We start from the raw sequence: 23,360 nt of genomic DNA on the forward strand, positions 1-23,360 counted from the left end.
TAAGGCACCCCAATGAAATCACACGTCGCCGATTACCGGACGCGGGTTTACTGCGCCCGGATTGAGCCCGTGGGCAGCCAGCCGATTGTCAGGCTGACCAGCTACCCCACGGCGCTGAAGATGAGTAACGACGCGGTCTACCACTCCACCAGCGGGTATGAGTTCTCCGGGCTGAGCGCCACAGCGGATATGTCTGGAAGCGGTGTTGACCTGGACGGCATTCTGCAGGCCGGCGGAATCTCGCTGGATGACCTGCAGGTGGGCGCGTACGACAACGCCCGGGTCTACATCTTTGCCACCAGCTGGGCCGCACCGGTTGAGGATGAAGAGCCGCTTTCGCTGCTGTTCTTCGGCAAGGTCGACATTACCGACCACAAGTACCGTGTGCAGTTGATGAGCGCGATTGATGTGCTGAGCCAGAAAGTGGGGCGCAACTATTCGCCATCCTGCCCCTGGACGCTGTTCGATCAGCATTTGGGCGGCAACCTGATCGCCACCAGCCGCAGCCGCTGCACAGGGCCGCGCGCTAATCCGGACGGCCCGCAGATGGCGGACTACCTGGTCACCGGTACGCTCACGGCGGTAACCGATCAGTACCAGTTCAGCGACAGCACCAGGCTGGAGGCGGACGACTGGTTCGGCTATGGCGAGATCCAGTTCACCACCGGCGCCAACGCAGGCTTGAAGCCGTTCCAGATCAAGGTTTTCGCCAGCGGTGCATTCACTCTGCATGAAGCGCTGCCGTACCCGCCGCAGGTTGGCGATGCGTACCAAGCCATTCCTGGTTGCCGCAAGCGGCTGCAAGACTGCCGCGACAAGTTCGGCAACGCCATCAACTTCGGCGGGCAACCCCACGTGCCCAGCAAGACGGTATACAGCCAGCGAGGGCGCGGAGCATGACTCCAGACGACATCATTGCTGCCGCGCTGGAGTGCATGGACACACCTTTTCTACATCAGGGGCGTCAGCCTGGTCGCGGCATGGACTGCGCCGGCCTGCTGGTTCACTGCTTCAAGCGCTTGGGGTTGGAGTACCGGGACGAATATGGCTACCCACGGCAGCCGTACGACGGCCAGCTGCAGAAGATCCTCAACGCGCAGCCATCGCTACAGCCAATCCCTATTGCGGAAGCAGGGGCAGGGGACTGGCTGATCATGCGAATGTCTCGTGACCCGCAGCACATCGCCCTGCACGCGGGCTTCGAGCGTGGCAGGGCTTTCATCATTCACGCCACATCAGAGTCGGGCAAGGTGGTTCGCCACCGCCTGGACGCACTGCATCGCGCCCGGGTGACCGGGGCTTATCGGATGGTTAAAGCATGAGCACTGAAAGCGCTGTTGGGGCGGTAGTCGGCGGTGCCATTGGATTTGTGGTATCCGGCTTCAACCCGGCTGGCGCGCTGTACGGCGCAGCCCTTGGTGCTGGCGTTGGTGCTGTCCTTGGCGGTGGGCCAAAAATCGAAGGCCCGCGCCTCTCCGACCTCAGCATCCAGACCAGCACCTACGGTGCCGACATTCCGCGTGTCTACGGCACCATCGTGGTCAGCGGAAACGTGCTCTGGCTGGAGAACAACAAGCTCCGTGAACGCAAGAGTGACGGCGGTGGCAAGGGTGGTGGTGCTAGTGCTGCGGACGAATACACCTACTACGCGACCTTTCATCTCGGGTTGGCAGATTGCCCGGACATTCCGATTCAGGGCATCCGCCGGATCTGGTGTTCGGACAAGCTGCTGTATGACGGTAGCGCGTCTGACACAAGCACCATCATCGCAAGCGATGTCTTTCGCACCAAAAAATTCACCTTCTACAAGGGCACCGACGACCAGCAGCCCAGCGCCCGGTATCAGGCGGACGTTGGCGTTGATAACGCCACGGCCCATCGCGGCATGTCCTACATCGAGTACCGCAATCTGGAGCTGACCGACTTCGGCAATACCTTGGAAGGCGCTCAGTTCCGCGTCGAGTTGGTGGTGCCGGAGGTCAAGGAAGCGCCGGTGTATATGCATGACCGTCCCTTCGTCGGCATACCGGTGTATTCCGACGAGGCCACGCTGCAGACTGCAGAGTATTACACCAAGTTTTTCGAGGACGACGGGGAAACCGAGTGGTTCGTGGGTACCGTGACCTTTCGGACCTACGCCCATAGTGGCGCGCTGATCCGCGAGGAAAGGCGCAGCGCCCGGGTTGAGCGGGCAGGGCTAAACACGCTGTCCTCGCATGAGGTGTTGTTTTTGCGCGGCGTGAAGTATGGCGTCTTTGTCGTAAACCCGTTCAAAAAAGCGGGCGGCGCGCTGGACGCGCAACTTCCGACCTCGTTCACTATGTCGGCAGTCAACACCGGGGCTTGGGTGCTGCGTCTGTCTGACGGCTACACCATGTTCCCGAATCTAAATGGGGACTTCGCCGTTATAAGCCCGACAGGGGTAGTAACCTACTCCAGCCTTGCCTACCAAACCGACGGCATGTATCTGGCGGAGAGTGACGACGGCAGGGTCTTCTGGGCAAACAATTTCATCGGTTTCAATAATATCTATTTCGGTGAAATCGACCGGGACGGCACCGTTCTCTGGGCTCAGTATATGGGTACGATGCCCGCCGGATGGGGGCGCCGGAGCTTCGCAATATCCGAAGGTCGGGTTTTGATGCATCAGATCGATACTCTGCGTCTTTACGATATTGGTGATGCATCAATTACCCTAAACGCTTCCATCAGCCTGACAGGCGGTTCGTCTGTTTATGACTACGCGCCGGGCTTCGGCGTAACCGCCTCTGGCAGGGTCTACCAGATGACCGACCGCGGTGGCGCGGGCTATGAGGATCTGGATGAGGTGGTCGTTCGCGAAGTCGAGCGTTCAGCGCTGCTGACAGCGGATGATGTTGATGTTTCCCTGCTCACCGGTCAGACCCGTGGCTATCGAATCAGCGGTGGCTCGATCCGCTCAGCATTGGAGCCGCTGGCCACCGCTCACCAGTTCGCAATCGTTCAAGATGGTTACAAGCTCAAGGTCGTGCCGCGCGGGCAGGGCAGTGTGCTGACTATTCCGTATGAGGATATGGGGGCAACCAACGGCGATCAGCCAAAGGATGTGTTCAAGCGTTCCCGCGAGATGGATAGCCAACTGCCGGCCAAGATCACGGTCAAGTACCTGGACGCCGCGCGGGAGTACGACATCGGCGAGCAGTCGTCGACCCGCATTAACACCGAGGCGGTCAACGAGGAAGAAGTCGAGCTGGCGATGGTTCTCACTGCCGACGAAGGCGCAGGCATCGCCGAGGTACTGCGTGGCCGTGCGTGGCTGGATCGCGATAGCTACGAAGAAAGCCTGCCGCCGACATACCTGGCCCTGCAGCCGGGTGATGTGTTCACCCAGCAGACGCCGGATGCTGACTACGAGATCTACATCAATGAGATTGAGTACACGCAGGACGGCCGGGTGGAGATCAAGGGCACGCCCAATGCTGCGTCGGTGTTCACCCCGAACGCATCCGGCGGTGAAGGCACGCTGCCGGACGGCACCATCGGCGTGGCAGGCCCGACGGTGTTTGTGCCTCTGGACATTCCCGTGGTCGACGAGACGTACCAGAACCAGCTCGGCTTCGTCGGCGTGATGACGGGCTACACCGATGGCTGGCCGGGTGGTGTGCTGTACCGCTCTGGCGATAACGGCCAGACGTGGCTTGATATCGAGGCATGGAATACCAAGTGCACCATCGGCTCGGCACCGGATGTGTTGGGTGCGCACGACGGGTATCTGATCGATCAGTCGGAACTGCCGGTTCTGGTTATCAGTGGCGAACTGGAAAGCATCACTCGCGACCAGATGCTGACTGGCGCGAACTTCGCGGCTTATGGCAAGGATGGGCGCTGGGAGATTCTGCGGTTCCAGAAAGCAGTGCTGCAGGCAGACGGTAGCTACACGTTGTCGCACTTCGTGCGCGGTGACCGCGGCACCGAGTGGGCGACCGGCCTGCATGAGGTGGGCGACTACTTCATTCTTCTGACCGACCCTGACAACGTGTTCATCAGCATGGCATCCGAGTCGCTGACGTTGGAACGGATCTATCGCGGCATCACCAATCGAGCGGCGCTCGATACCGGCGACAACGTGAGTTTCGCGTACCAGGGCGTCAATCTGGAGCCGCTCAGTCCTGTGCATGCCCGCGCAACGCGAGATGGCAGCGGCGATCTGACGGCGACATTTGTACGCCGCAGCAGGCTGTCCAGCAGCTGGTGGTCAACAGGCGTTGTCGCTCCGGTCGGGGAAAACGCAGAGTCCTACTCAATCGACGTCATGAACGGCTCGACGGTCGTCAACACGCTAAGCAGCAGCGCGGCCGGGTTCAGCTATTCCGCCGCCGACCAGACAACTGATTTTGGCTCCCCTCAATCATCCATCACGTTCCGCATCTACCAACTCAGTGAGGTGGTAGGGCGTGGTTATGTTCGCGAGGTAACACTGTGACAACACCCAATATTGGGCTCACCGAACTGGCAAACGGGCAGGCCAACTTCCTGAATGCCAACGAGACGTTTGCGATCATTGACGCTTTGCTGCAGACGCCGGTCATCAGCAAGACGCTGACCGCTGCACCAGGCAGCCCCGCGAACGGGGCCCTGTACATCATGGCGTCAGCGTGGGCAGGAGTAACCGGCGCTGCTGCGGGCAAGCTCGCGCTGTATCGCACCGGCAGCGGCTGGATCGTAATAACCCCCAAGGAGGGCTGGAAGTTCGAGTGCGCTGCAGACGAGATCACATACCGATATGACGGTGCGGACTGGCTGGAGTGGTCGGCAGGCGGTGCTGGAGGGTGGGACGATCTGATCGAGCCGGCCATTAGTTCCGGTGCGTTGGATATCGACCTGGCCGATCCGGCAGGCTTCGTTGTCGATCTCGATCAGGACGTGACAACTCTCACATTCAGCAATGTGCCGAGCGGGAAGGTCGTGACCTTCACTATCACTTTTGTGCAGGACGGTACCGGCGGGTGGGAGGTTACCTGGCCTGCTGCTGTTCAGGGATCTCCGGACCAGCCAGAGCCATCCGCCGGTAATGTAAGCGTGATGTCGTTCATTACTTGGGATGGGGGCACAACCATCTACCAAGCTCAAACTCCGGTGGCCTGACATGCGTAGCGGGAAATTTGGGTTTTTGGGTTCGTTTAGCAGCTCGAGACTCTGGACGCCTGAAAGTCTTTCTGCCCAGGCGCAATTCTGGGTCGGAAGATCGAGCGGTGTAACGGTTGTTTCTGGGGCGCTTTCCGAGTGGCAGGATATGTCCGTTAATGGCTGGCATGCGGCGCAGGCTTTGGCATCAAATCGACCTGTTATCGCTGCATCTCCTTGGCACGTAGACCTTGATGCAAACGACTATCTCACTGTTAACGCGGCGGCGAACAATCTTTATCGTAGCGTCCAGAGCGCATGGATGATGGCTGTTTTTCGTCGAGACGATGATGGTACCAACCTCGAGCGACCGATTGCTGTTTGGTCAAACAGTGCGGCCTCTTATAGAGTCGGCCTCGCCATGAATAACCTCAGTGGTAGTAATGTTGTCTACTGGGGAGGCCGTCGCCTTGATAGTGATGGGTACGATGGAGTTACTTATCCGACACCGTACGGAGAGTTCCATGTGGCTGTTGGCTATATTAACTATGCAACACGAACGATCGAGCTTTGGATTGACGGCACTCTGGTGGCCTCAAAAACAGGAGCGTTCTCAGGGGGAGGGAGCACCAGTAATACGGCGTCGTCGGTTGTTCGCATAGGATCAAACCTAGTAACCCCGCCAACACAGTTTTACGACAGCTCTGTTCGCGAGATTCTTGCTGGAGTATCGCTTCCAACGGCTGCAGAAAGGCAAGAGTTAGAGGGTTGGGTGGCGTGGGATCTTCATAGAGACGGATATACGGCAGTGGTAGAAAATCTCCCGGTCGGCCACCCATACAAAGACGCGCCGCCTATGGCCTAGCTTGGTCAGCGCTGCGTATAGGAGACGGTGCCGACCGGAAATAGACTTCAAGCCATTGGAAAGATGCTGCCGCAAGCAATACGGATGCGGAAAGGCTTACTGGTAGTATCACCTCCCACGTAGCTCCGCCATCACGCAGCAGCTTTGTTATCGGGTAATGCCAAAGGTAAACGCCGTATGACAGCTTCCCGAGGTAAACAAGCTGCGGGTGCGATAGCCATGCGGGCGGAGTTCCGAGAATTGCAACGGCCGCTGCAATCTCAACGATGAAGAACCCCCAGCCTTGTACCCATGGCTCGCCCCAACCATAGGTGGCGGTCGCCGCCCCGATTACGAGCAGGCCTGGCCACGCTGGGAAGCGTTGCTGAATGGTGATGCCGGCGAGCAGACATCCAAGAATGAGTCCCGAAAGTCGGGTATCAAACCGTGAGTATGCTTCGTGCCATCCGGGCCATCCCCAGCGCCAAGCCGTTGCGACGATATAGGCAATCAACAGCGCTTTGATGGACGGCCGGAACCTCAGAAAGACGAGAGGCCAGAGCAAGTAGAAGTGCTCCTCGACGGCGAGGCTCCAAGTGTGGCGTAGGTAGTCTGGTTCGTTCCAGAAAGCGACCGCATAGTCTGAGAGGTAGGTGAACGCTATCGCAGCGTCGCGGAAGTGCGGGAGGCCAGGTCGGATTATTGGGAAAATAGTGATGTATGCGATGAGCATCAGCGCAAGTGGCGGTATCAGCCTGCGGGCTCTGCGAATATAGAACTGCTTTAGGTCCGAGTTCTCTCTGAGGACATTGGTTATCAGGTACCCAGAGAGCACAAAGAACAGATCGACGCCGACGTAGCCACCAAGGAAGCCAGGCGCGCGCGCGTGGAAAGCGACGACCGCCAAAACTGCAAGTGCTCTCAATCCATCGAGGTGGGGTTGGTATGTCATCTGGCCTCCTTGCTGATGATGGTAGCACCAAGCTCGGCACTGAGGTCAGCAAAGTGCCGGTACTGCAAAACCCGGCTATGCGTCAGCCCACATCCTTGTAGAGCCAGAGCAGCATGCCGATCTCGGCCGCTGCTGTCGCCGGTGAACTCCGGCAAACGATAACCCCATCACAACAGGCCGCCCAATGAGGCGGCTTTTTTGTGTCTGCCCTTCAGGAGCAACGCATGCAAGCGAGAACGCTATTCATCAGCGCCGGGCATTCCGACGCTGACCCTGGCGCCGTGGGTAACGGCCATACCGAGGCCGATATTGTTCTGGAGTTTCGGGATGCGCTGGCGGATGCGCTGGAGGCGCGCGGCGTTGTGTTCGGCAGAGACGGCCAGCAGCGCCAGAACCTGCCGCTGTCGAGAGCATGGAAGCTGGCGGCAGATCATGACATTGCTCTGGAGTTCCACTGCAACGCCTTTCGCAAACCCACGGCCACCGGGGTGGAGACTCTGAGCTGGCCGGGTGATATGGAGCTGGGGCTGCGCCTGTGCAAAGCCATCAGCACCACGCTGGGCATCAACAATCGCGGCGCCAAGGGTGAAGCCAGCGGCCAGCACAGCCGCCTCGCGTTCGTCAGTCGGGGCGGTGGCATCATCGTCGAGCTGTTCTTCATCAGCAATCCTGATGACTTGGCTGCATATCAGCGCTGGAAGCTGCAGCTGGCCGAGGTGCTTGCGGACTTACTGGCAGAGGAGGTGCGGCATGATCGATAAAGTCAGGGTAACCGCTTATGCGGTTGTGGCCGCAATCGCGCTGGCGACCGGATGGCAGATCCATGCCTGGAAGGTCGCCTATGACCTTGAGCGGGACCGCGTCGCACAGGAAGCCGCAGCCGAGCTGGTGCGCGAGATATCCGGAAGGACGCTGGAGCAGATAGCCGGCATCCGCATTGAGAACAAAACCATCTATCAGCAAGGCCGCACGGAGGTGCTGCGTGAAACTATTTATCGTGACTGCGTGCTGCCTGATTCTGGTCGCCTGCTCCTGGAGTCAGCCCGCAAGAATTGACGCCGGGCTGCTGCAAGAGTGCCCGCCGTTTCCTGCAGTACCAGAGACGGTCGACATGGGTGAGCTGCTGCTGATGGATATTGAGCTGGCAGGTATGTACCGCGAGTGCGCTGCCGGCAAGGCTGGCTTGATTGAAGCGCTTAGTCAGTGATCCGCAAGCGTCAGACGAGGGGCTAATATCTGCCGTGGTGCAATTTTGGGGGAATATTCCCCCAAATAATCCCCTCAGCATCCTATAGGGCTCTTTGGGATGATCAGTAAAATCAGGAAGTTGGCGGGCTGGCAGTCCGTTAAATACGGGCTGAAAACGGATTCGAAATCCGTCCCAGAGGATGGGGCATGGCGTCGCATTCCGGGGTAAATCTTCCCCAAAACAGAACGCAAGTCTTTGATTTTAAAGGAGTGAGTTAGCGCGCAAACCGCTGTTTATTTTTACAGTCGATTTGCGCCTAACCTGATGATTCAAAAGGGGAATTGGCGTTCTCTTGTGCGTCTCAGGCCTTGATGCCGTACAGAGTGATCATGGCTTACAGGCTCCTGATGAAGTCGCGGATGCGTTCGGCAGCTTCAATGCACTCGTCCAGCGGGGCGACCAGCGCCATGCGGACCCGTCCGGCGCCGGGATTATAACCATCAATTTCCCGAGACAGGTAACGTCCGGGCACCACGGCGACATTCTGCTCGGCCAGCAGGCGAGTGGTGAAGGTCTCATCGTCGATCGGTGTCTGTGGCCACAGATAGAAACCGGCGTCCGGGCGTTCGACCTGCATGACCTCGCCAAGAATGGCGAGAACGGCGTCGAACTTGGCCTGATATTGGGCGCGATTGTCGGCCACATGGGCCTCGTCATTCCAGGCCGCGATGCTGGCGATCTGGCTGTGGATCGGCATGGCGCAGCCGTGGTAGGTGCGGTAGGTCAGGTACGGCTTGAGCAGGCTGGCGTCACCGGCGACGAAGCCGGAGCGCAGTCCGGGAAGGTTGGAGCGCTTGGACAGGCTGTGGAACACCACACAGCGGGCGTAGTCGTCGCGACCCATGGCGGCGCAGGCTTGCAGCAGGCCAACGGGAGCGGGGCCCTGCGGCGAATAGATTTCGCTGTAGCACTCGTCGGAGGCGATGACGAAGTCGTACTGGTCTGCCAGCTTGATCAACTGCTGCAGGGTCTCCAGCGGAATCACGGCGCCGGTCGGGTTGCCCGGTGTGCAGATAAACAGCAGCTGGCAGCGCTGCCAGATCTCGGTCGGTACGGCGCTGAAATCCGGGATAAAGCCATTAGTGCCGTCGCAGGCCAGGTAGTGCGGCTCGACGCCAGCCAGAAACGCTGCCCCTTCATAGATCTGATAGAACGGGTTGGGGCTGACCACCAGACCCTGCGGGTCGCGGGCGATCAGCGCCTGGGTAAAGGAAAACAGCGCTTCGCGGGTGCCGTTGACCGGAATGATGTTGCTGTTGATATCCAGGCTGCCGGCGGTCAGCGCAAAGCGCTTGGTCAGCCAGTTGGCGATGCTCTGGCGCAGCTCTGGTTTGCCTTGGGTAGTCGGGTAGACCGCTGCCTGATTGAGGTTGTCGGTCAATGCCTGCAGTACGAACGGCGGAGACGGATGCTTGGGCTCGCCGATCGACAGCGAGATCGGGCGCAGCGCCGGGTTTGGAGTGACGTCGGCGATCAGGGCGCGCAGCTTCTCAAAGGGGTAGGGCTGCAGGCGCTGCAGGTCGTGGTTCATTCTGTATCCTCAGGGGCCGATGGCGATGGGGCTGCTGTACTCCTGGCCGGTCGGCTGGGTACTGCTGAGTGTGTCGATAATGGTCTGCTGCAGGCGCTCGCACAGCTGCGGGTCTGACAGCGCCTGGTTTTCGGCGTCAGTGATGACGAAGACGTCGTCCACGCGCTCGCCGAGGGTAACGATCTTGGCGTTCTGCACACTGATGTCGAAGTCCAGGAAGATGCGGCCCATGCGGGCCAGCAGGCCGGGGCGGTCGGGTGCGCTCAGTTCAAGAATGGTATGCAGGCCGTTCGGGTCGTTGAAAATGGTGACCTCGGGGGCGAAGGCAAAGTGCTTGAGCTGACGCGGCACCCGGCGCTGGATGATGCTCGGATACGCGTCCGGGTCGGACAGAGCGTCGACCAGCCCCTGCTTGATCTGGCGGATGCGCTCCGGGTTTTCGCCAATGGATCCGCCATCCGAATCGAGCACGATATAGGTGTCGAGGCTGAACTGGCTGGTCGAGGTGATGATGCGCGCATCCTGAATGCTCAGGTTGAGCTGGTCCATTGCCGATACCGTCGCTGCGAACAGGTCGTTCTGCTCCGGGGTATAGATGAAGATCTGGGTGGCGCCTTCAAACTCGCGCTGGGCGGTTTCCTTGATCAGTACCAGTGGGCCCAGACGATCGCTGTGCTGGACGATGGCCTCGGTATGCCAGGCCACATCGCTGGCGGTATGGCGCAGGAAGTAGTCGTCGCCCAGCTCTGCCCAGAGCGCTTCGGCGTCTTCTTCCTCGATGCCGTTGCGTACCAGAATGTCCAGCGCCGCCTGCTGGGTCTGATGGATGTGTTCTTCGCGATCCGGCGGATTGTCCAAGCCACGGCGCAGCGCGCGTTTGGTCTCGGTGTACAGCTGGCGCAGCAGGGAGGCGCGCCAGGAGTTCCACAGCGTCGGGTTGGTTGCGTTGATGTCGGCAATGGTCAGCACGTAGAGATAATCGAGGCGTACCTGATTGCCGACCTTGGTGGCGAAGTCGTGGATCTCGAGCGGGTCGGAGATGTCCTTGCGCTGCGCCGTGGTCGACATCAGCAGGTGGTTCTCTACCAGCCAGCTGACCAGATGGGTGTCCCACGCAGGCAGGTGATGGCGGGTGCAGAACAGTTCGGCGTCGACCGCACCAAGTTCCGAGTGATCGCCGCCGCGGCCCTTGGCGATATCGTGATACAACCCGGCCATGTACAGCAGATCCGGTTTGGGCAGGCGGCAGAAGATGCGCCAGGCCAGCGGGTATTTGTCCTGGTACTCCGGGCGGTTCAGCTTGCGCAGGTGCTTGATCAGGTTCAGCGTGTGGGCATCCACGGTGTAGATGTGGAACAGGTCGTGCTGCATCTGGCCAACGATCTTGCCGAACTCGGGCAAGTAGCGGCCGAGAATGCCGTAGCGGTTCATCCTCCGCAGGTTGCGGTGGATACCTTCCTTGCAGCGGAACAACTCGATGAACAGGCTGGTGTTGCGAATGTCGCTGCGGAACTCGTCATCGATCAGGTGGCGGTGATCACGCAGCAGGCGGATGGTGTCGGCACGCACTCCGCGAATTTCCGGGTGCTGAGCCATCAACAGGAAGATTTCCAGGATGGCGAACGGAGTCCGCTTGAAGACATTGGGGTTGGTGACTTCGATGTAGTGGTTGCGGACCTGGAAGCGACTGTTGAGCGGGCGAATATCCGCCGCCTCGGCATTGCGCAGCAGTATTTCCTCGAAGTGCTGCATCAGCAGGTCGTTCAGCTCCGACAGCGACATCACCACCCGGTAGTACTTCTGCATGAAGCGCTCGACGGCCAGCTTGCTGTCGTTGCCTTCGTAACCGAGCAGTTTGGCCAGGGCGCGCTGATGGTCAAACAGCAGGCGGTCCTCGGCACGCCCGGCCAGGGTGTGCAGGGCAAACCTTACCTTCCATAGGAAGGCGCGGCCCGAGTCGAGGATGCGGTACTCGGGCTCATTCAGAAAGCCCTGCTGAACCAGTTCGCTCAGGTCGTTGGTGCCGAAGTGGCGCAGGGCAACCCAGGCGATAGTCTGGATGTCGCGCAGGCCGCCGGGTGAGCTCTTGACGTTGGGCTCGAGGTTGTACTCGGTATCGTTGAACTTGGCGTGGCGGGCGTGCTGCTCGGCGCGTTTGGCACGGAAGAACTCGGCATCGGTCCACATCTGGCTGGTGTCGATTGCCTGCATCATGTCCTGGCGCAGCGCTTCGTCGCCAGCCAGGGTGCGTGACTCCATCAGGTTGGTAATCACCGTCAGGTCGGCGCGGGCTTCGTGCTGACATTCGTCGATGCTGCGTACGCTCTGGCCGACCTCTAGGCCGATATCCCAGAGCAGCATGAGAAAGGCTTCGATCGACTCGCGAAACGGCTCGGCGTCGCCGCGCAGCAGGATCAGCAGGTCGATGTCCGAATGCGGGTGCAGTTCACCGCGGCCGTAGCCACCGACGGCCAGCAGGGCGATGCCAGGGTCGCCGGCGCAGGGCAGCCGAGCCCAGGCCTGCTGTAGGATCTGGTCGGTGAACCAGGCGCGCTCGTGGATCAACTGATGAATGTCGCGCCCTTCTTCAAAGCGTTGGGCAATGAGTGTGTCAGCCTGGCGAATGGCCTTCTTGAACGCCGCTATCGGGCTGCTCTTGAGGGCCAGCTCTGCCTGGAACTGGCCCGGATCGAAAAGCGCGTCATCCATCATTTCAGTTCCTCGGCAGGTCGGTTTGGCCGGACAGCGAATCAGTCGCCTGTTAGCGGAAGGTTTCGTCGTTGCGCAGGGTCAGTACTTCGTAACCGTCGGCAGTGACCAGGATGGTGTGCTCCCACTGCGCGGACAGCTTGCGATCCTTGGTGATAGCGGTCCAGTTATCGCCCAGCAGACGCGTTTCTGCGCGGCCCTGGTTGATCATTGGTTCGATGGTGAAAGTCATGCCTTCCTGTAGCTCCATGCCGGTACCGGCGCGGCCGTAGTGCAGAATCTGCGGCTCTTCATGGAACACTTTACCGATGCCGTGGCCGCAGTATTCGCGCACCACACTGTAGCGGTTGGCGTGGGCATGTTCCTGAATCACTGCACCAATATCACCAAGGCGGGCGCCGGGGCGTACCACTTCAATACCTTTATACATGCACTCCTGGGTGACGCGGCTGAGGCGCTCGACCCATTCGGGTACTTCGCCAACCATGAACATCTTGCTGGTGTCGCCGTGGTAACCATCCTTGATAACGGTGACGTCGATATTCAGCGCGTCGCCATTCTTTAGCGGCTTGTCGTTCGGGATGCCGTGGCAGACCACGTGGTTGATGGAGGTACAGATGGACTTGGGGAAGGGCATGCGGCCCGGAGCGCCGCCGTAGTTGAGCGGTGCGGGAATGGCTTTCTGGACGTTGACAATATAGTCGTGGCAGATGGTGTTGAGTTCGTCGGTGGTGACGCCCGGTTTGACATGTTCACCGATCATCTCCAGAACTTCGGCCGCCAGGCGGCCAGCAATCCGCATGCCGGCAATGTCTTCAGCGGTCTTGATGGTTACGGTCATGGCTGGACTCTCTCAATTGGGCGCCGGCTGGCGACAGTGGACAAACACGGGATTCTAACAGACCTGTGCGGCGCTGTTGAGCGGGCCGTGTGTCGCCTGTTGCTCGGCGATGCTTTATTCGCATCTGGCGATATGGTATAAAGCGCCCCGCTGAGAAAAGAGTCGTCAGATTCGCTCGGCATTTACCTTAAAACCGCACACGTATCGACACGGTGTCCTGGGTGCCCTTCGGGGTTGGATGCTGGGATGCGTGGAGGCCCAACCCGATTTACTGGAGCTATCATGACTCAAGTTTCTATGCGTGACATGCTGAAGGCCGGTGCGCACTTCGGCCACCAGACCCGTTACTGGAACCCGAAAATGGGCAAGTTCATTTTCGGCGCTCGTAACAAGATTCACATCATCAACCTCGAAAAGACCATGCCGATGTTCCACGAAGCTCTGAGCTTTGTGGAGAAGCTGGCTGCTGGCAAGAACAAGATCCTGTTCGTCGGCACCAAGCGCGCTGCCAGCAAGATCATTGCTGATGAAGCGACTCGCGCCGGTCAGCCGTATGTTGATCACCGTTGGCTCGGCGGCATGCTGACCAACTACAAGACCATTCGTCAGTCCATCAAGCGTCTGCGCGACCTGGAAGTTCAGTCTCAGGACGGTACTTTCGCCAAGCTGACCAAGAAAGAAGCTCTGATGCGCTCCCGTGATCTGGAAAAACTGGATCGCAGCCTGGGCGGTATCAAGGACATGGGTGGCCTGCCTGACGCACTGTTCGTCATCGACGTCGAGCACGAGCGCATTGCTATCACCGAAGCCAACAAGCTGGGTATTCCGGTTATCGGCATCGTTGATACCAACAGCAGTCCGGAAGGTGTTGACTTCGTTATCCCTGGTAACGACGACGCCATCCGTGCCATCAAGCTGTATGCCGCTGCTATGGCTGACGCCGTACTGCGTGGCAAGAGCAACTCTGGCGCTGCTGATGAGTTCGTTGAAGAAGCTGCTCCGGAAGCCTCTGAAGGCTAAGGTGCTTACGGCTGATTTGTTGCCGTAGCAAAAAGGGGGCGATGCCCCCTTTTTGCAATGTGTTTATCGCAAGATGATTCGTTGCTTCCTGCTGATTATCGGAAGCAGGAACTAATCCAGTTATGTGAGGAAGAATCCATGGCAGAAGTTACTGCAGCACTGGTCAAAGAACTGCGCGAGCGCACCGGTCAGGGCATGATGGAGTGCAAGAAGGCACTGGTTGCCGCTGAAGGTGATATCGAAAAAGCAATTGACGACATGCGCGCTTCCGGCGCCATCAAGGCAGCCAAGAAGGCCGGCAACATCGCCGCTGAAGGCTCCATCGCTGTCAAGGTTGCTGCCGACAACAAGTCCGCAGTCATCATCGAAGTTAACTCCCAGACCGACTTCCTGGCTCTGCAGGATGACTTCAAAGCATTCGTTGCTGCCAGCCTGGACAAGGCTGTTGAAGCTGGTTACTCCGACGCTGCTCCGCTGATCGCTGATCAGGAAGCGGCCCGTGAAGCGCTGGTTGCCAAGACTGGTGAGAACGTCAACATCCGTCGCCTGACTCGCGTTGAAGGTGATGTGGTTGGTGCTTACCTGCACGGTCACCGTATCGGTGTTGTTGTTACCCTGAATGGCGGTAACGAAGAGCTGGCTCGTGACATTGCTATGCACGTTGCTGCGAGCAACCCGCAGTTCCTGGATGCCTCTCAGGTTTCTGAGGAAGCGATCGCTAAAGAGAAGGAGATCTTCCTGGCTCTGAACGCAGACAAGATCGCCGGCAAGCCGGAAAACATTGTTGAGAACATGGTCAAGGGCCGCATCAACAAGTTCGTATCCGAAGGCAGCCTGATCGAGCAGCCCTTCGTCAAGGATCCGGACGTCAAGGTTGGTGAGCTGGCCAAGAAGGCCGGTGCTGAAGTTGTTTCCTTCGTGCGTTTTGAAGTGGGTGAGGGCATCGAGCGTGCCGAAACCGACTTTGCTGCCGAAGTTGCCGCTCAGCTGGCTGCCGCCAAGCAGTAATACGCTATAGTGCACGCTGACCGGTGCACCGCCCCTGCTGTTCGGTGGGGGCGACAAGGTTGATCCGAGAGGCTTCCCGCGCAGGCGTGAAGCCTCTTTTTCAAGAAATACTGAACAAGTTTGCGCCCGCGTGGTCTGGGTGAAACTCGTTGAGTATTTCTCCCTTCCAGTCCAGGAGATTCAGACATGGCCCAGGTGCCCAGTAGCCGCCAACCCAAGTACAAGCGCATTCTTCTCAAGCTCAGCGGTGAAGCGCTGATGGGGACCCAGGATTTCGGTATTGATCCCAAGGTGCTGGATCGGATGGCGCTGGAGATTGGCCAGCTGATCGGTATTGGCGTTCAGGTTGGTCTGGTGATTGGTGGTGGTAATTTGTTCCGTGGCTCGGCGCTCAGCGCTGCCGGCATGGATCGTGTTACCGGTGACCACATGGGCATGCTGGCCACAGTTATGAACGCGCTGGCTATGCGTGATTCCCTTGAGCGCTCCAACATCCAGACGCGGGTGATGTCGGCTATTACCATGGAAGGCGTGACCGAGCATTACGATCGTCGCAAGGCAATGCGCTACCTCGCTGGTGGTGACGTGGTAATATTCTCCGCCGGCACGGGCAACCCCTTCTTCACTACTGATACCGCTGCCTGTCTGCGCGGTATCGAGGTCGACGCCGATCTGGTGCTCAAGGCAACCAAGGTGGATGGCGTCTACAACGCTGACCCGATGAAGGACCCGAATGCTGAGCGCTTCGAGAAGCTCAGCTACGACCAGGTGCTGGATCTCAAGCTTGAAGTCATGGACTTGACGGCGATCTGCCTGATCCGTGACCACAATATGCCCCTGCGGGTGTTTAACATGAACAAGCCTGGCGCGCTGCTCAACGCGGTTGTTGGAAGCGCCGAAGGAACACTGATCGAGGGTTGAGTAATGATCAACGAAATCAAGCAAGACGCGCAGGAGCGCATGAAGAAATCCGTCGAAGCGCTGGAACATGCGTTCGCCAAGATTCGTACTGGTCGCGCTCACCCGGCTCTGCTGGATAGCGTCATGGTGTCTTACTACGGCTCTGACACTCCGCTGCGTCAGGTTGCCAACGTTATCGTCGAAGACTCGCGCACTCTGGCACTGAGTGTGTTCGACAAGGGCATGATCCAGGCTGTCGAGAAGGCCATTATGACCTCGGATCTGGGGCTTAATCCGGCTACCTCCGGTACCACCATTCGTGTCCCGATGCCTGCTCTGACAGAAGAAACCCGCAAGGGTTACACCAAGCAGGCTCGCGCAGAAGCAGAAGGCGGTCGCGTTGCAGTGCGCAACATCCGTCGCGATGCGCTGAGCCAGCTGAAGGATCTGCAAAAAGAGAAAGAAATCAGCGAAGACGAAGAACGTCGTGCCGCGGACGATGTCCAGAAGCTGACCGACAAGTTCATCGCTGAGATCGACAAGGCGCTGGAAGTGAAAGAAAAGGACCTGATGGCCATCTGAGGCTGTCAGTGATCCGCCTTCAAATGGATAACAAAAAGCAGGCTGGCAAGCCGTTCGTCGTCCCTCGTCATATTGCCATCATTATGGATGGCAATAACCGTTGGGCTCGCAAACGCCTGATGCCCGGAGTCGCCGGGCACAAGGCCGGTGTTGATGCCGTCAAGGCGATGATCGAGGTCTGCGTCGAGGACGGGGTCGAGGTATTGACCCTGTTCGCGTTTTCCAGTGAAAACTGGCAGCGACCGGCTGACGAGGTTGGCGCGCTGATGGAATTGTTCCTCACAGCGTTGCGCCGAGAAGTGCGCAAGCTTGGAGAGAATGGTGTGCGTTTGCGCATTATCGGTGATCGCAGCCGCTTCTCTCACGAAATTCAGCAGGCGATGGCAGATGCTGAACAGCAGACTGCGCATTGCGATCGCCTGACGCTGGTCGTTGCCGCCAACTACGGTGGCCAGTGGGATATGGCGCAGGCGACCAGAGGGCTTGCCGAAGAGGTGGCTCGTGGCGAACGCGTGCCGGCATCGATCACCGAGCAGGTAATTGAACAGCGTCTCAGCACTGCCGGACTGCCGTTACCGGATCTGTGTATTCGGACCGGTGGCGAAAAGCGTATTAGCAACTTCCTGTTATGGCAGCTGGCCTACGCCGAGCTGTACTTTTCTGATCTTTATTGGCCCGACTTCAAACAGGCCGCCTTGCGAGAGGCGATGCATGATTTTGCGGGTCGTCAACGCCGTTTCGGCAAAACCAGCGAGCAGATTGCAGCGGAGTCCTGATGCTCAAGCAACGGGTAATAACGGGCGTCATTCTGGCGCTGATCGCAGTGTCCGGGTTTGTTGGTTTGCAGGGTGTCTGGTTTGCTGCATTTATCGGTGCAGTGGTGATGCTGGCGGCCTGGGAGTGGATGCGACTGTGTGGCGAAACGCGTCAAGGCGGTCGCATCGTGTATGCCGTCACGCTCGGCCTGTTTATGGTCGGCCTGTACCGCGATGCGCCGGCTATCATCTTTTTTGTTGCCCCGGCCCTGGTCTGGTGGGTCATGGCAACGATGATGATCCTGCGCTACCCCAACGGCAGCGGGCTCTGGCGTGGTAGCTTTCTACGTCAGCTGTTCGGTTTGCTGATTCTGCTGCCGGCCTGGGCCGGGGTGGTCTGGTTGCGGGCGCAGGAGCACGGTCTTTGGATGCTGCTCGGCTTGGCCGTTCTGGTATTCGGCGCTGATATTGGCGCCTATTTCGCAGGCAAGGCGTTCGGCCGCAACAAGCTACTGCCCAATGTAAGTCCGGGCAAGACCCGGGAGGGGCTATTTGGTGGGCTTCTGGTGAGTCTGTCACTGGCACTGGCGGCGATGCTGTACCTGGGCTGGGGGCTGCAGTCTGTTGTTCTGGGACTGGTTGGTTCTGCGCTGGTCGTGTTGATCTCTGTCGTTGGAGATCTGACGGAAAGTCTGTTCAAGCGCGAGGCGGGGCTCAAGGACAGTAGTAATCTGCTGCCTGGTCATGGCGGCGTGCTTGATCGTATCGATAGCCTGACGGCTGCGATTCCGCTTTACGTTGGCGTCTGGTTGTTGCTTGGGAGCCGTTTGGCGTGACCCGACAGCAAGTCACCGTTCTGGGTGCGACCGGTTCCATTGGTGTCAGTACGCTGGATGTCATCGCGCGCCACCCGGAGCGGTACCAGGTATTCGCGCTGACCGGTTACAGTCGCATGAGCGTACTGGCGGCTCAGTGTCGCCAGCATCGTCCGCGCTACGCGGTTGTCGCTGACGAGGTGCAGGCCGATGTGCTGCAGGCAGAGCTGTCTGCCGAGGGCGTCGACACCGAGGTGCTGTTTGGCGAGGCAGCGTTGGCGCAGGTCGCGTCCGACGCGGGTGTTGACGTAGTTATGGCTGCAATCGTGGGAGCAGCAGGGCTGCGTCCTACTCTGGCTGCGGTTGAGGCTGGCAAGCGCGTGCTGCTGGCCAATAAGGAGGCGCTGGTAATGTCCGGCGCCCTGTTCATGTCTGCAGTGCAGGCATCAGGTGCTCAGTTACTACCGATTGACAGTGAGCACAACGCTATCTTCCAGTGCATGCCCGGTCACTTTTCCTCCGGATTGGGTAAGGTTGGCGTGCGCCGTATTCTCCTGACTGCCTCTGGTGGGCCGTTCCGTAATTTCTCCTCTGAACAGTTGTTGCAGGTTACGCCGGCTCAGGCTTGCGCGCATCCGAACTGGTCGATGGGGCAGAAGATCTCGGTTGATTCGGCGAGCATGATGAACAAGGGGCTTGAGTTGATTGAGGCCTGCTGGCTGTTCGATGCGCGACCGGATCAAGTTGAGGTGGTAGTGCATCCGCAGAGCGTGGTCCATTCTCTGGTGGACTATATCGACGGCTCGGTTCTGGCCCAGCTCGGTAATCCTGATATGCGCACGCCGATTGCGCACGCATTGGCCTGGCCGGAGCGCATTGACTCGGGTGTAAGTGCGCTGGATCTTCTGCTTACCGCGCGACTGGACTTTCAGGCGCCCGATCCTGAGCGCTTTCCCTGCCTGCGTCTGGCGCGCGAGGCTGCGGAGGCGGGCGGCACCAGTTGTGCGCTGCTTAATGCTGCCAACGAGGTCGCGGTTGACGCATTTCTGGCCGGACGCGTTGGCTTTGTGGATATCCCTGTTATCATCGAAAACACATTGAGCCGCTTGCCCAGTGAGTCGGTGCGCGATCTCGAGCATATTCTCCACGCTGATCAGAGCGCGCGTGAACACGCCTTGAAGTGGGTTGAGGCAAACGGAAAGTAAGTTTACGGGCGGCTTTGCAGCCCTGTGAGGTTCTGAATGGAACTGCTGTCTACGTTGTTGGCTACCGTGGTTGCGCTCGGTTTGCTGGTCACCATTCACGAATATGGCCACTTCTGGGTGGCACGCCGCTGTGGCATCAAGGTCTTGCGTTTCTCCATCGGCTTCGGCCCCGCTCTGCTGCGTTGGCATGATCGCAAGGGCACTGAATACGCCATTGCCGCCATCCCGCTGGGCGGCTACGTCAAGATGCTCGATGAGCGCGAGGCGCCGGTGGCCGAGCACGAGTTGGATCAGGCATTCAATCGCAAGACTGTGAAGCAACGCATCGCCGTGGTCGCGGCTGGCCCGGCCGCCAACTTCCTGCTCGCCATTCTGGCCTTTTGGCTGGTTGCTGTTGTTGGTATCAGCACTGTTGCGCCGGTGCTCGGCCCGGTTTCCGCCGGTACCCCTGCAGCGCAGGCCGGTCTGCATCAAGGGTTGGAGATCACCGCAGTGGATGGCAATAACGTTCGCAGCTGGCATGACATCAATCTGCAGTTGATTCGTCGCCTGGGTGAAAGTGGCAGCATCGAACTGGTCGCCAAGCCGTTTGCCGGTGGGTCAGAGCAGTCGTATCGGTTGCGTCTGGACAATTGGTTGAAGGGGGAAGAGGCTCCGGATCCGATGGAGGCCCTTGGTCTGACTGGCTGGCAGCCGCAGATTCCGCCACGTATCGGGCAGGTGGCCCCTGACGGGGCGGCGGCCGAGGCAGGTTTGCAGGCGGGCGATCTGATTCTCTCTATCGATGGTGAGGTAGTCACTGACTGGCTCCTCGACGTTGTTCCAAGGATTCAAGCCAGCGCGCAGCAGCAGTTGCAGCTGCAGGTTGAACGCGACGGTCGTGTGGTTGAGGTCAGCTTGACGCCTCGGCCCAAGGCCTCTGGCGATGTGGTTGTCGGATATGTGGGGGCGGGGGGGGAGCCGGTCGAGTTGCCACCGCACATGCAGCGGCAGATCAGTTACAACCCGGTGGTTGCTGTACCGGTAGCGATGCAGAAAACCTGGGAGATGACGGCGCTGACGCTGGATTCGCTTTGGAAAATGCTCACAGGGCTGGTCTCGGCAAAAAACTTGAGTGGTCCGATAACCATTGCTAAAGTGGCGGGCGCCTCTGCCAAGTCGGGGCTAGAGAGTTTTCTCAGTTTTATCGCGTACTTGAGTATCAGTCTGGGGGTTTTGAACCTTCTCCCGATACCAGTTCTGGACGGTGGCCACCTGGTTTACTACGTGGCCGAGTGGATCAGGGGTAAGCCTCTCTCCGAGCGAATTCAGACATGGGGACTGCAGATCGGCTTGAGCCTGATCGTCGGAGTCATGCTGTTTGCCATTTATAACGATATAAGCCGCTTGGGCGGCTGAACAAGTGCACTGCCTGAACACGACCTGCCATTGATGGCAGATAAGAATTCAATCAGCTAGATCAGAACGGATTTCATGAAACGTTACCTATTGCCCGCGCTTTTTTCGATGTTATTGGCGCCGGGGGCTCACGCCGCTGCCTTCCAGATTTCCGATATCCGCGTCAATGGATTGCAGCGGGTTTCCGCTGGCAGCGTTTTCAGCGCCTTGCCGCTGAACATTGGTGATGAAGTGGATGACCCGGAACTGGTTGAGGCGACACGCTCCCTGTTCCGCACCGGTTTCTTCCAGGACATTCAACTTGGTCGTGATGGCGACGTGCTGGTGATCAATCTGGTCGAACGGCCGTCGATTTCCTCTATCGAGCTGGAAGGCAACAAGGCGATCAAGAGCGAAGATCTGCTCAAGGGTCTTAGCGCTGCCGGGCTGGCCGAAGGGGAAATCTTTCAGCGTGCAACGCTGGAAGGGGTGCGCAACGAGCTGCTCCGTCAATATGTGTCTCAGGGGCGCTACTCTGCGGATATCGAAACCCAGGTCATTGCCGAGCCGCGCAACCGCGTAGCGCTGAAGATCGTCATTGACGAAGGCTCTGTTGCAGCCATTTCCCACATTAACGTTGTTGGCAACACGGTTTTTGAGACCGAGGATCTGGTCGACCTGTTCGAGCTGAAGACCTCCGGCTGGTTCTCCTTCCTGCGGAACGACGACAAGTACTCCCGCGAAAAGCTGTCCGGTGACCTGGAGCGTCTGCGCTCTTATTACCTGGATCGTGGCTACATCAACATGAATGTTGCTTCAACCCAGGTGTCCATCACTCCGGACAAGAAGAACGTCTATATCACCGTCAACATCACCGAGGGTGAGCGCTACAGCATCAGCGACGTTCGCCTGTCGGGCGATCTGGTGGTCAGTGAGGATGAGATCAAGCGCCTGATGCTGATCGAGCCGGGTCAGATTTTTTCCCGTCAGGTCATGACCTCGACCTCGGATCTGATCAGTCGTCGTCTGGGTAACGAGGGGTACACCTTCGCCAGCGTTAACGGCATTCCGGAGATCAACGAGGAAGACAAGACGGTCGCAGTGACCTTCTATGTTGACCCGGGCAAGCGTGCCTACGTCAATCGCATCAACTTCCGCGGCAACACCAAGACCGAAGATCAGGTGCTGCGTCGCGAGATGCGTCAGATGGAAGGTGGCTGGGCTTCTACGTACCTGATTGATCAGTCCAAGACGCGTCTTGAGCGCCTCGGCTTCTTCAAGGAAGTGAACGTTGAGACGGTTCCGGTGCCCGGCACTGACGACCTTATCGACGTCAACTACAGCGTTGAGGAGCAGCCCTCCGGCTCGGTGACTGCCAGTCTCGGTTTCTCCCAGAGCTCCGGTATCATTCTGGGTGGCTCTATCAGTCAGAACAACTTCTTTGGTACCGGTAACCGCGTCAGCATCGGCGCTAACCGCTCCGACTACCAGACTTCGTTGTCCTTCGGCTTTATGGACCCGTACTTCACCGTCGACGGTATGAGCTTTGGCTACAACGCGTTTTATCGGACCACCGATTACGACGAGCTGGATGTTGATGTAACCAGTTACGCAGTCGATTCCTACGGCGCTGGTTTCAACTTCGGTTATCCGATCAGCGACAGCTCACGCATTTCTTTTGGTATGAGTGCCCAGCACGACAAGATCAAAAGCGGCGTCTACACGGTGCAGGAGATTCTCAGCTTCCTGGACAGCGAGGGTGATAACTTCACCAACCTGTTCTTCGACGCTTCCTGGTCGCAAAGCACCCTCAACCGCGGCGTATTCCCCGATCGTGGTCATTCGCAGAACCTGAGCTGGCACGTGACCGTACCGGGCAGTGACCTGCAGTTCTACACCATGGATTACCGTGGTCAGCGCTTCTTCCCGATGACCGAGGACCTGACGCTGCGCCTGCATACCGATCTGGGCTTTGGTCGTGGCTTTGGCGGGACTGATCGCATGCCGTTCTACGAGCATTACTACGCTGGTGGTATCGGCTCGGTACGCGGCTTCGAAGACGGCACCCTGGGGCCGAAGAGTACGCCGAATGCCAATGATCCCGATCAGGACTCCTTGCCCTTTGGTGGCAACATCAAGCTGACCGGTGGCGCCGAGGTCATCTTCCCTGCACCGTTCGTCAAGGATCAGCGTTCACTGCGTACTGCCCTGTTTTTCGATGTGGGTAACATATACGATACCCAGTGCACGCGGACCGTTACGGCCGAAGGCGACAAGAACCCGGGTTGTGGTGATGTCGACCTAGGTGAGCTGCGTTACAGTGTCGGTGTTGGCCTGTCCTGGCTGACAGCGCTCGGTCCTCTGGGCTTCAGTCTGGCAATGCCGTTGAATGCCGATTCGGCTGATGACACCCAGGTCTTCCAGTTCACTCTCGGCCAGACGTTCTGACGTCAGACCAATAACAACGTG

The 23,360-nt window shown here is 58.8% G+C and carries 20 protein-coding genes; 16 read left to right on the top strand and 4 right to left on the bottom strand.

The features are described from left to right. Positions 1–12 precede the first annotated feature (12 nt). The 5 genes from AAFM31_RS03585 to AAFM31_RS03605 are packed head-to-tail and all read left to right on the top strand — an operon-like array spanning position 13 to position 5,968. Positions 13–900: a DUF2163 domain-containing protein gene (locus tag AAFM31_RS03585; protein ID WP_341706539.1), complete on the top strand. Its 888-nt coding sequence runs from the start codon at positions 13–15 to the stop codon at positions 898–900. Next, positions 897–1,322: an NlpC/P60 family protein gene (locus AAFM31_RS03590; protein ID WP_341706540.1), complete on the top strand. Its 426-nt coding sequence runs from the start codon at positions 897–899 to the stop codon at positions 1,320–1,322. The genes AAFM31_RS03585 and AAFM31_RS03590 overlap by 4 nt, the downstream gene beginning before the upstream one ends. After that, positions 1,319–4,462: a phage tail protein gene (locus AAFM31_RS03595; protein ID WP_341706541.1), complete on the top strand. Its 3,144-nt coding sequence runs from the start codon at positions 1,319–1,321 to the stop codon at positions 4,460–4,462. Before AAFM31_RS03590 ends, AAFM31_RS03595 begins: the two co-directional genes overlap by 4 nt. Next, entirely contained in the window at positions 4,459–5,124 is a 666-nt protein-coding gene (locus tag AAFM31_RS03600; protein ID WP_341706542.1) for a DUF2793 domain-containing protein, read from the top strand. Before AAFM31_RS03595 ends, AAFM31_RS03600 begins: the two co-directional genes overlap by 4 nt. A 1-nt stretch (position 5,125) precedes the next feature. Continuing rightward, positions 5,126–5,968, top strand: coding sequence for a hypothetical protein (locus tag AAFM31_RS03605; protein WP_341706543.1), 843 nt, complete (start codon positions 5,126–5,128; stop codon positions 5,966–5,968). Here the strand turns inward: AAFM31_RS03605 and AAFM31_RS03610 are convergent. Then, a complete protein-coding gene (locus AAFM31_RS03610; RefSeq protein WP_341706544.1) occupies positions 5,958–6,899 on the bottom strand; it encodes an acyltransferase in 942 nt (313 codons plus the stop codon). The two genes, AAFM31_RS03605 and AAFM31_RS03610, sit on opposite strands and share 11 nt — an antisense overlap. Positions 6,900–7,123: 224 nt before the next feature. On the opposite strand from AAFM31_RS03610, the gene AAFM31_RS03615 reads away from it, so the two are divergent. Beyond that, entirely contained in the window at positions 7,124–7,660 is a 537-nt protein-coding gene (locus AAFM31_RS03615; protein WP_341706545.1) for an N-acetylmuramoyl-L-alanine amidase, read from the top strand. Further along, positions 7,650–7,955: a hypothetical protein gene (locus tag AAFM31_RS03620; RefSeq protein WP_341706546.1), complete on the top strand. Its 306-nt coding sequence runs from the start codon at positions 7,650–7,652 to the stop codon at positions 7,953–7,955. Before AAFM31_RS03615 ends, AAFM31_RS03620 begins: the two co-directional genes overlap by 11 nt. Before the next feature lie 527 nt (positions 7,956–8,482). On the opposite strand, the gene dapC is transcribed toward AAFM31_RS03620, so the two are convergent. Genes dapC through map form a run of 3 tightly spaced genes read right to left on the bottom strand, consistent with a single transcriptional unit; the run spans position 8,483 to position 13,229 of the window. Further along, positions 8,483–9,679: a succinyldiaminopimelate transaminase gene (dapC, locus tag AAFM31_RS03625; protein WP_341706547.1), complete on the bottom strand. Its 1,197-nt coding sequence runs from the start codon at positions 9,677–9,679 to the stop codon at positions 8,483–8,485. Positions 9,680–9,688: 9 nt separating this feature from the next. Further along, entirely contained in the window at positions 9,689–12,388 is a 2,700-nt protein-coding gene (locus tag AAFM31_RS03630; RefSeq protein ID WP_341706548.1) for a [protein-PII] uridylyltransferase, read from the bottom strand. Between the two features lie 52 nt (positions 12,389–12,440). Continuing rightward, on the bottom strand, positions 12,441–13,229 hold the full coding sequence (gene map, locus AAFM31_RS03635) for a type I methionyl aminopeptidase (protein ID WP_341706549.1): 789 nt from the start codon (positions 13,227–13,229) through the stop codon (positions 12,441–12,443). Between the two features lie 282 nt (positions 13,230–13,511). Here map and rpsB point away from each other — a divergent pair, with 282 nt between their 5' ends. The 9 genes from rpsB (at position 13,512) to bamA (ending at position 23,339) form a co-directional block, all read left to right on the top strand. After that, positions 13,512–14,249, top strand: coding sequence for a 30S ribosomal protein S2 (gene rpsB / locus AAFM31_RS03640; RefSeq protein ID WP_341706550.1), 738 nt, complete (start codon positions 13,512–13,514; stop codon positions 14,247–14,249). A gap of 138 nt (positions 14,250–14,387) precedes the next feature. Further along, a complete protein-coding gene (gene tsf / locus AAFM31_RS03645; RefSeq protein ID WP_341706551.1) occupies positions 14,388–15,257 on the top strand; it encodes a translation elongation factor Ts in 870 nt (289 codons plus the stop codon). Positions 15,258–15,443: 186 nt separating this feature from the next. Continuing rightward, positions 15,444–16,178: a UMP kinase gene (pyrH, locus tag AAFM31_RS03650; protein WP_341706552.1), complete on the top strand. Its 735-nt coding sequence runs from the start codon at positions 15,444–15,446 to the stop codon at positions 16,176–16,178. 3 nt (positions 16,179–16,181) lie between these two features. Continuing rightward, a complete protein-coding gene (frr, locus tag AAFM31_RS03655; protein ID WP_104736967.1) occupies positions 16,182–16,739 on the top strand; it encodes a ribosome recycling factor in 558 nt (185 codons plus the stop codon). Between the two features lie 23 nt (positions 16,740–16,762). Continuing rightward, the gene (uppS, locus tag AAFM31_RS03660; protein ID WP_341706553.1) at positions 16,763–17,515 is read left to right on the top strand and encodes a polyprenyl diphosphate synthase; all 753 of its coding nucleotides are present in this window, start codon (positions 16,763–16,765) and stop codon (positions 17,513–17,515) included. Continuing rightward, positions 17,515–18,330, top strand: a complete 816-nt coding sequence (locus tag AAFM31_RS03665) for a phosphatidate cytidylyltransferase (RefSeq protein ID WP_341706554.1) — start codon at positions 17,515–17,517, stop codon at positions 18,328–18,330. Before uppS ends, AAFM31_RS03665 begins: the two co-directional genes overlap by 1 nt. Next, a complete protein-coding gene (gene ispC, locus AAFM31_RS03670; protein WP_341706555.1) occupies positions 18,327–19,514 on the top strand; it encodes a 1-deoxy-D-xylulose-5-phosphate reductoisomerase in 1,188 nt (395 codons plus the stop codon). The genes AAFM31_RS03665 and ispC overlap by 4 nt, the downstream gene beginning before the upstream one ends. Positions 19,515–19,550: 36 nt before the next feature. Beyond that, complete coding sequence (gene rseP, locus AAFM31_RS03675; protein WP_341706556.1) at positions 19,551–20,912, top strand: RIP metalloprotease RseP; 1,362 nt, start codon at positions 19,551–19,553, stop codon at positions 20,910–20,912. Between the two features lie 75 nt (positions 20,913–20,987). Beyond that, positions 20,988–23,339, top strand: a complete 2,352-nt coding sequence (gene bamA, locus AAFM31_RS03680) for an outer membrane protein assembly factor BamA (protein WP_341706557.1) — start codon at positions 20,988–20,990, stop codon at positions 23,337–23,339. Positions 23,340–23,360 lie beyond the last annotated feature (21 nt).

Source organism: Halopseudomonas sp. (assembly GCF_038130085.1).
Lineage (GTDB): Bacteria > Pseudomonadota > Gammaproteobacteria > Pseudomonadales > Pseudomonadaceae > Halopseudomonas.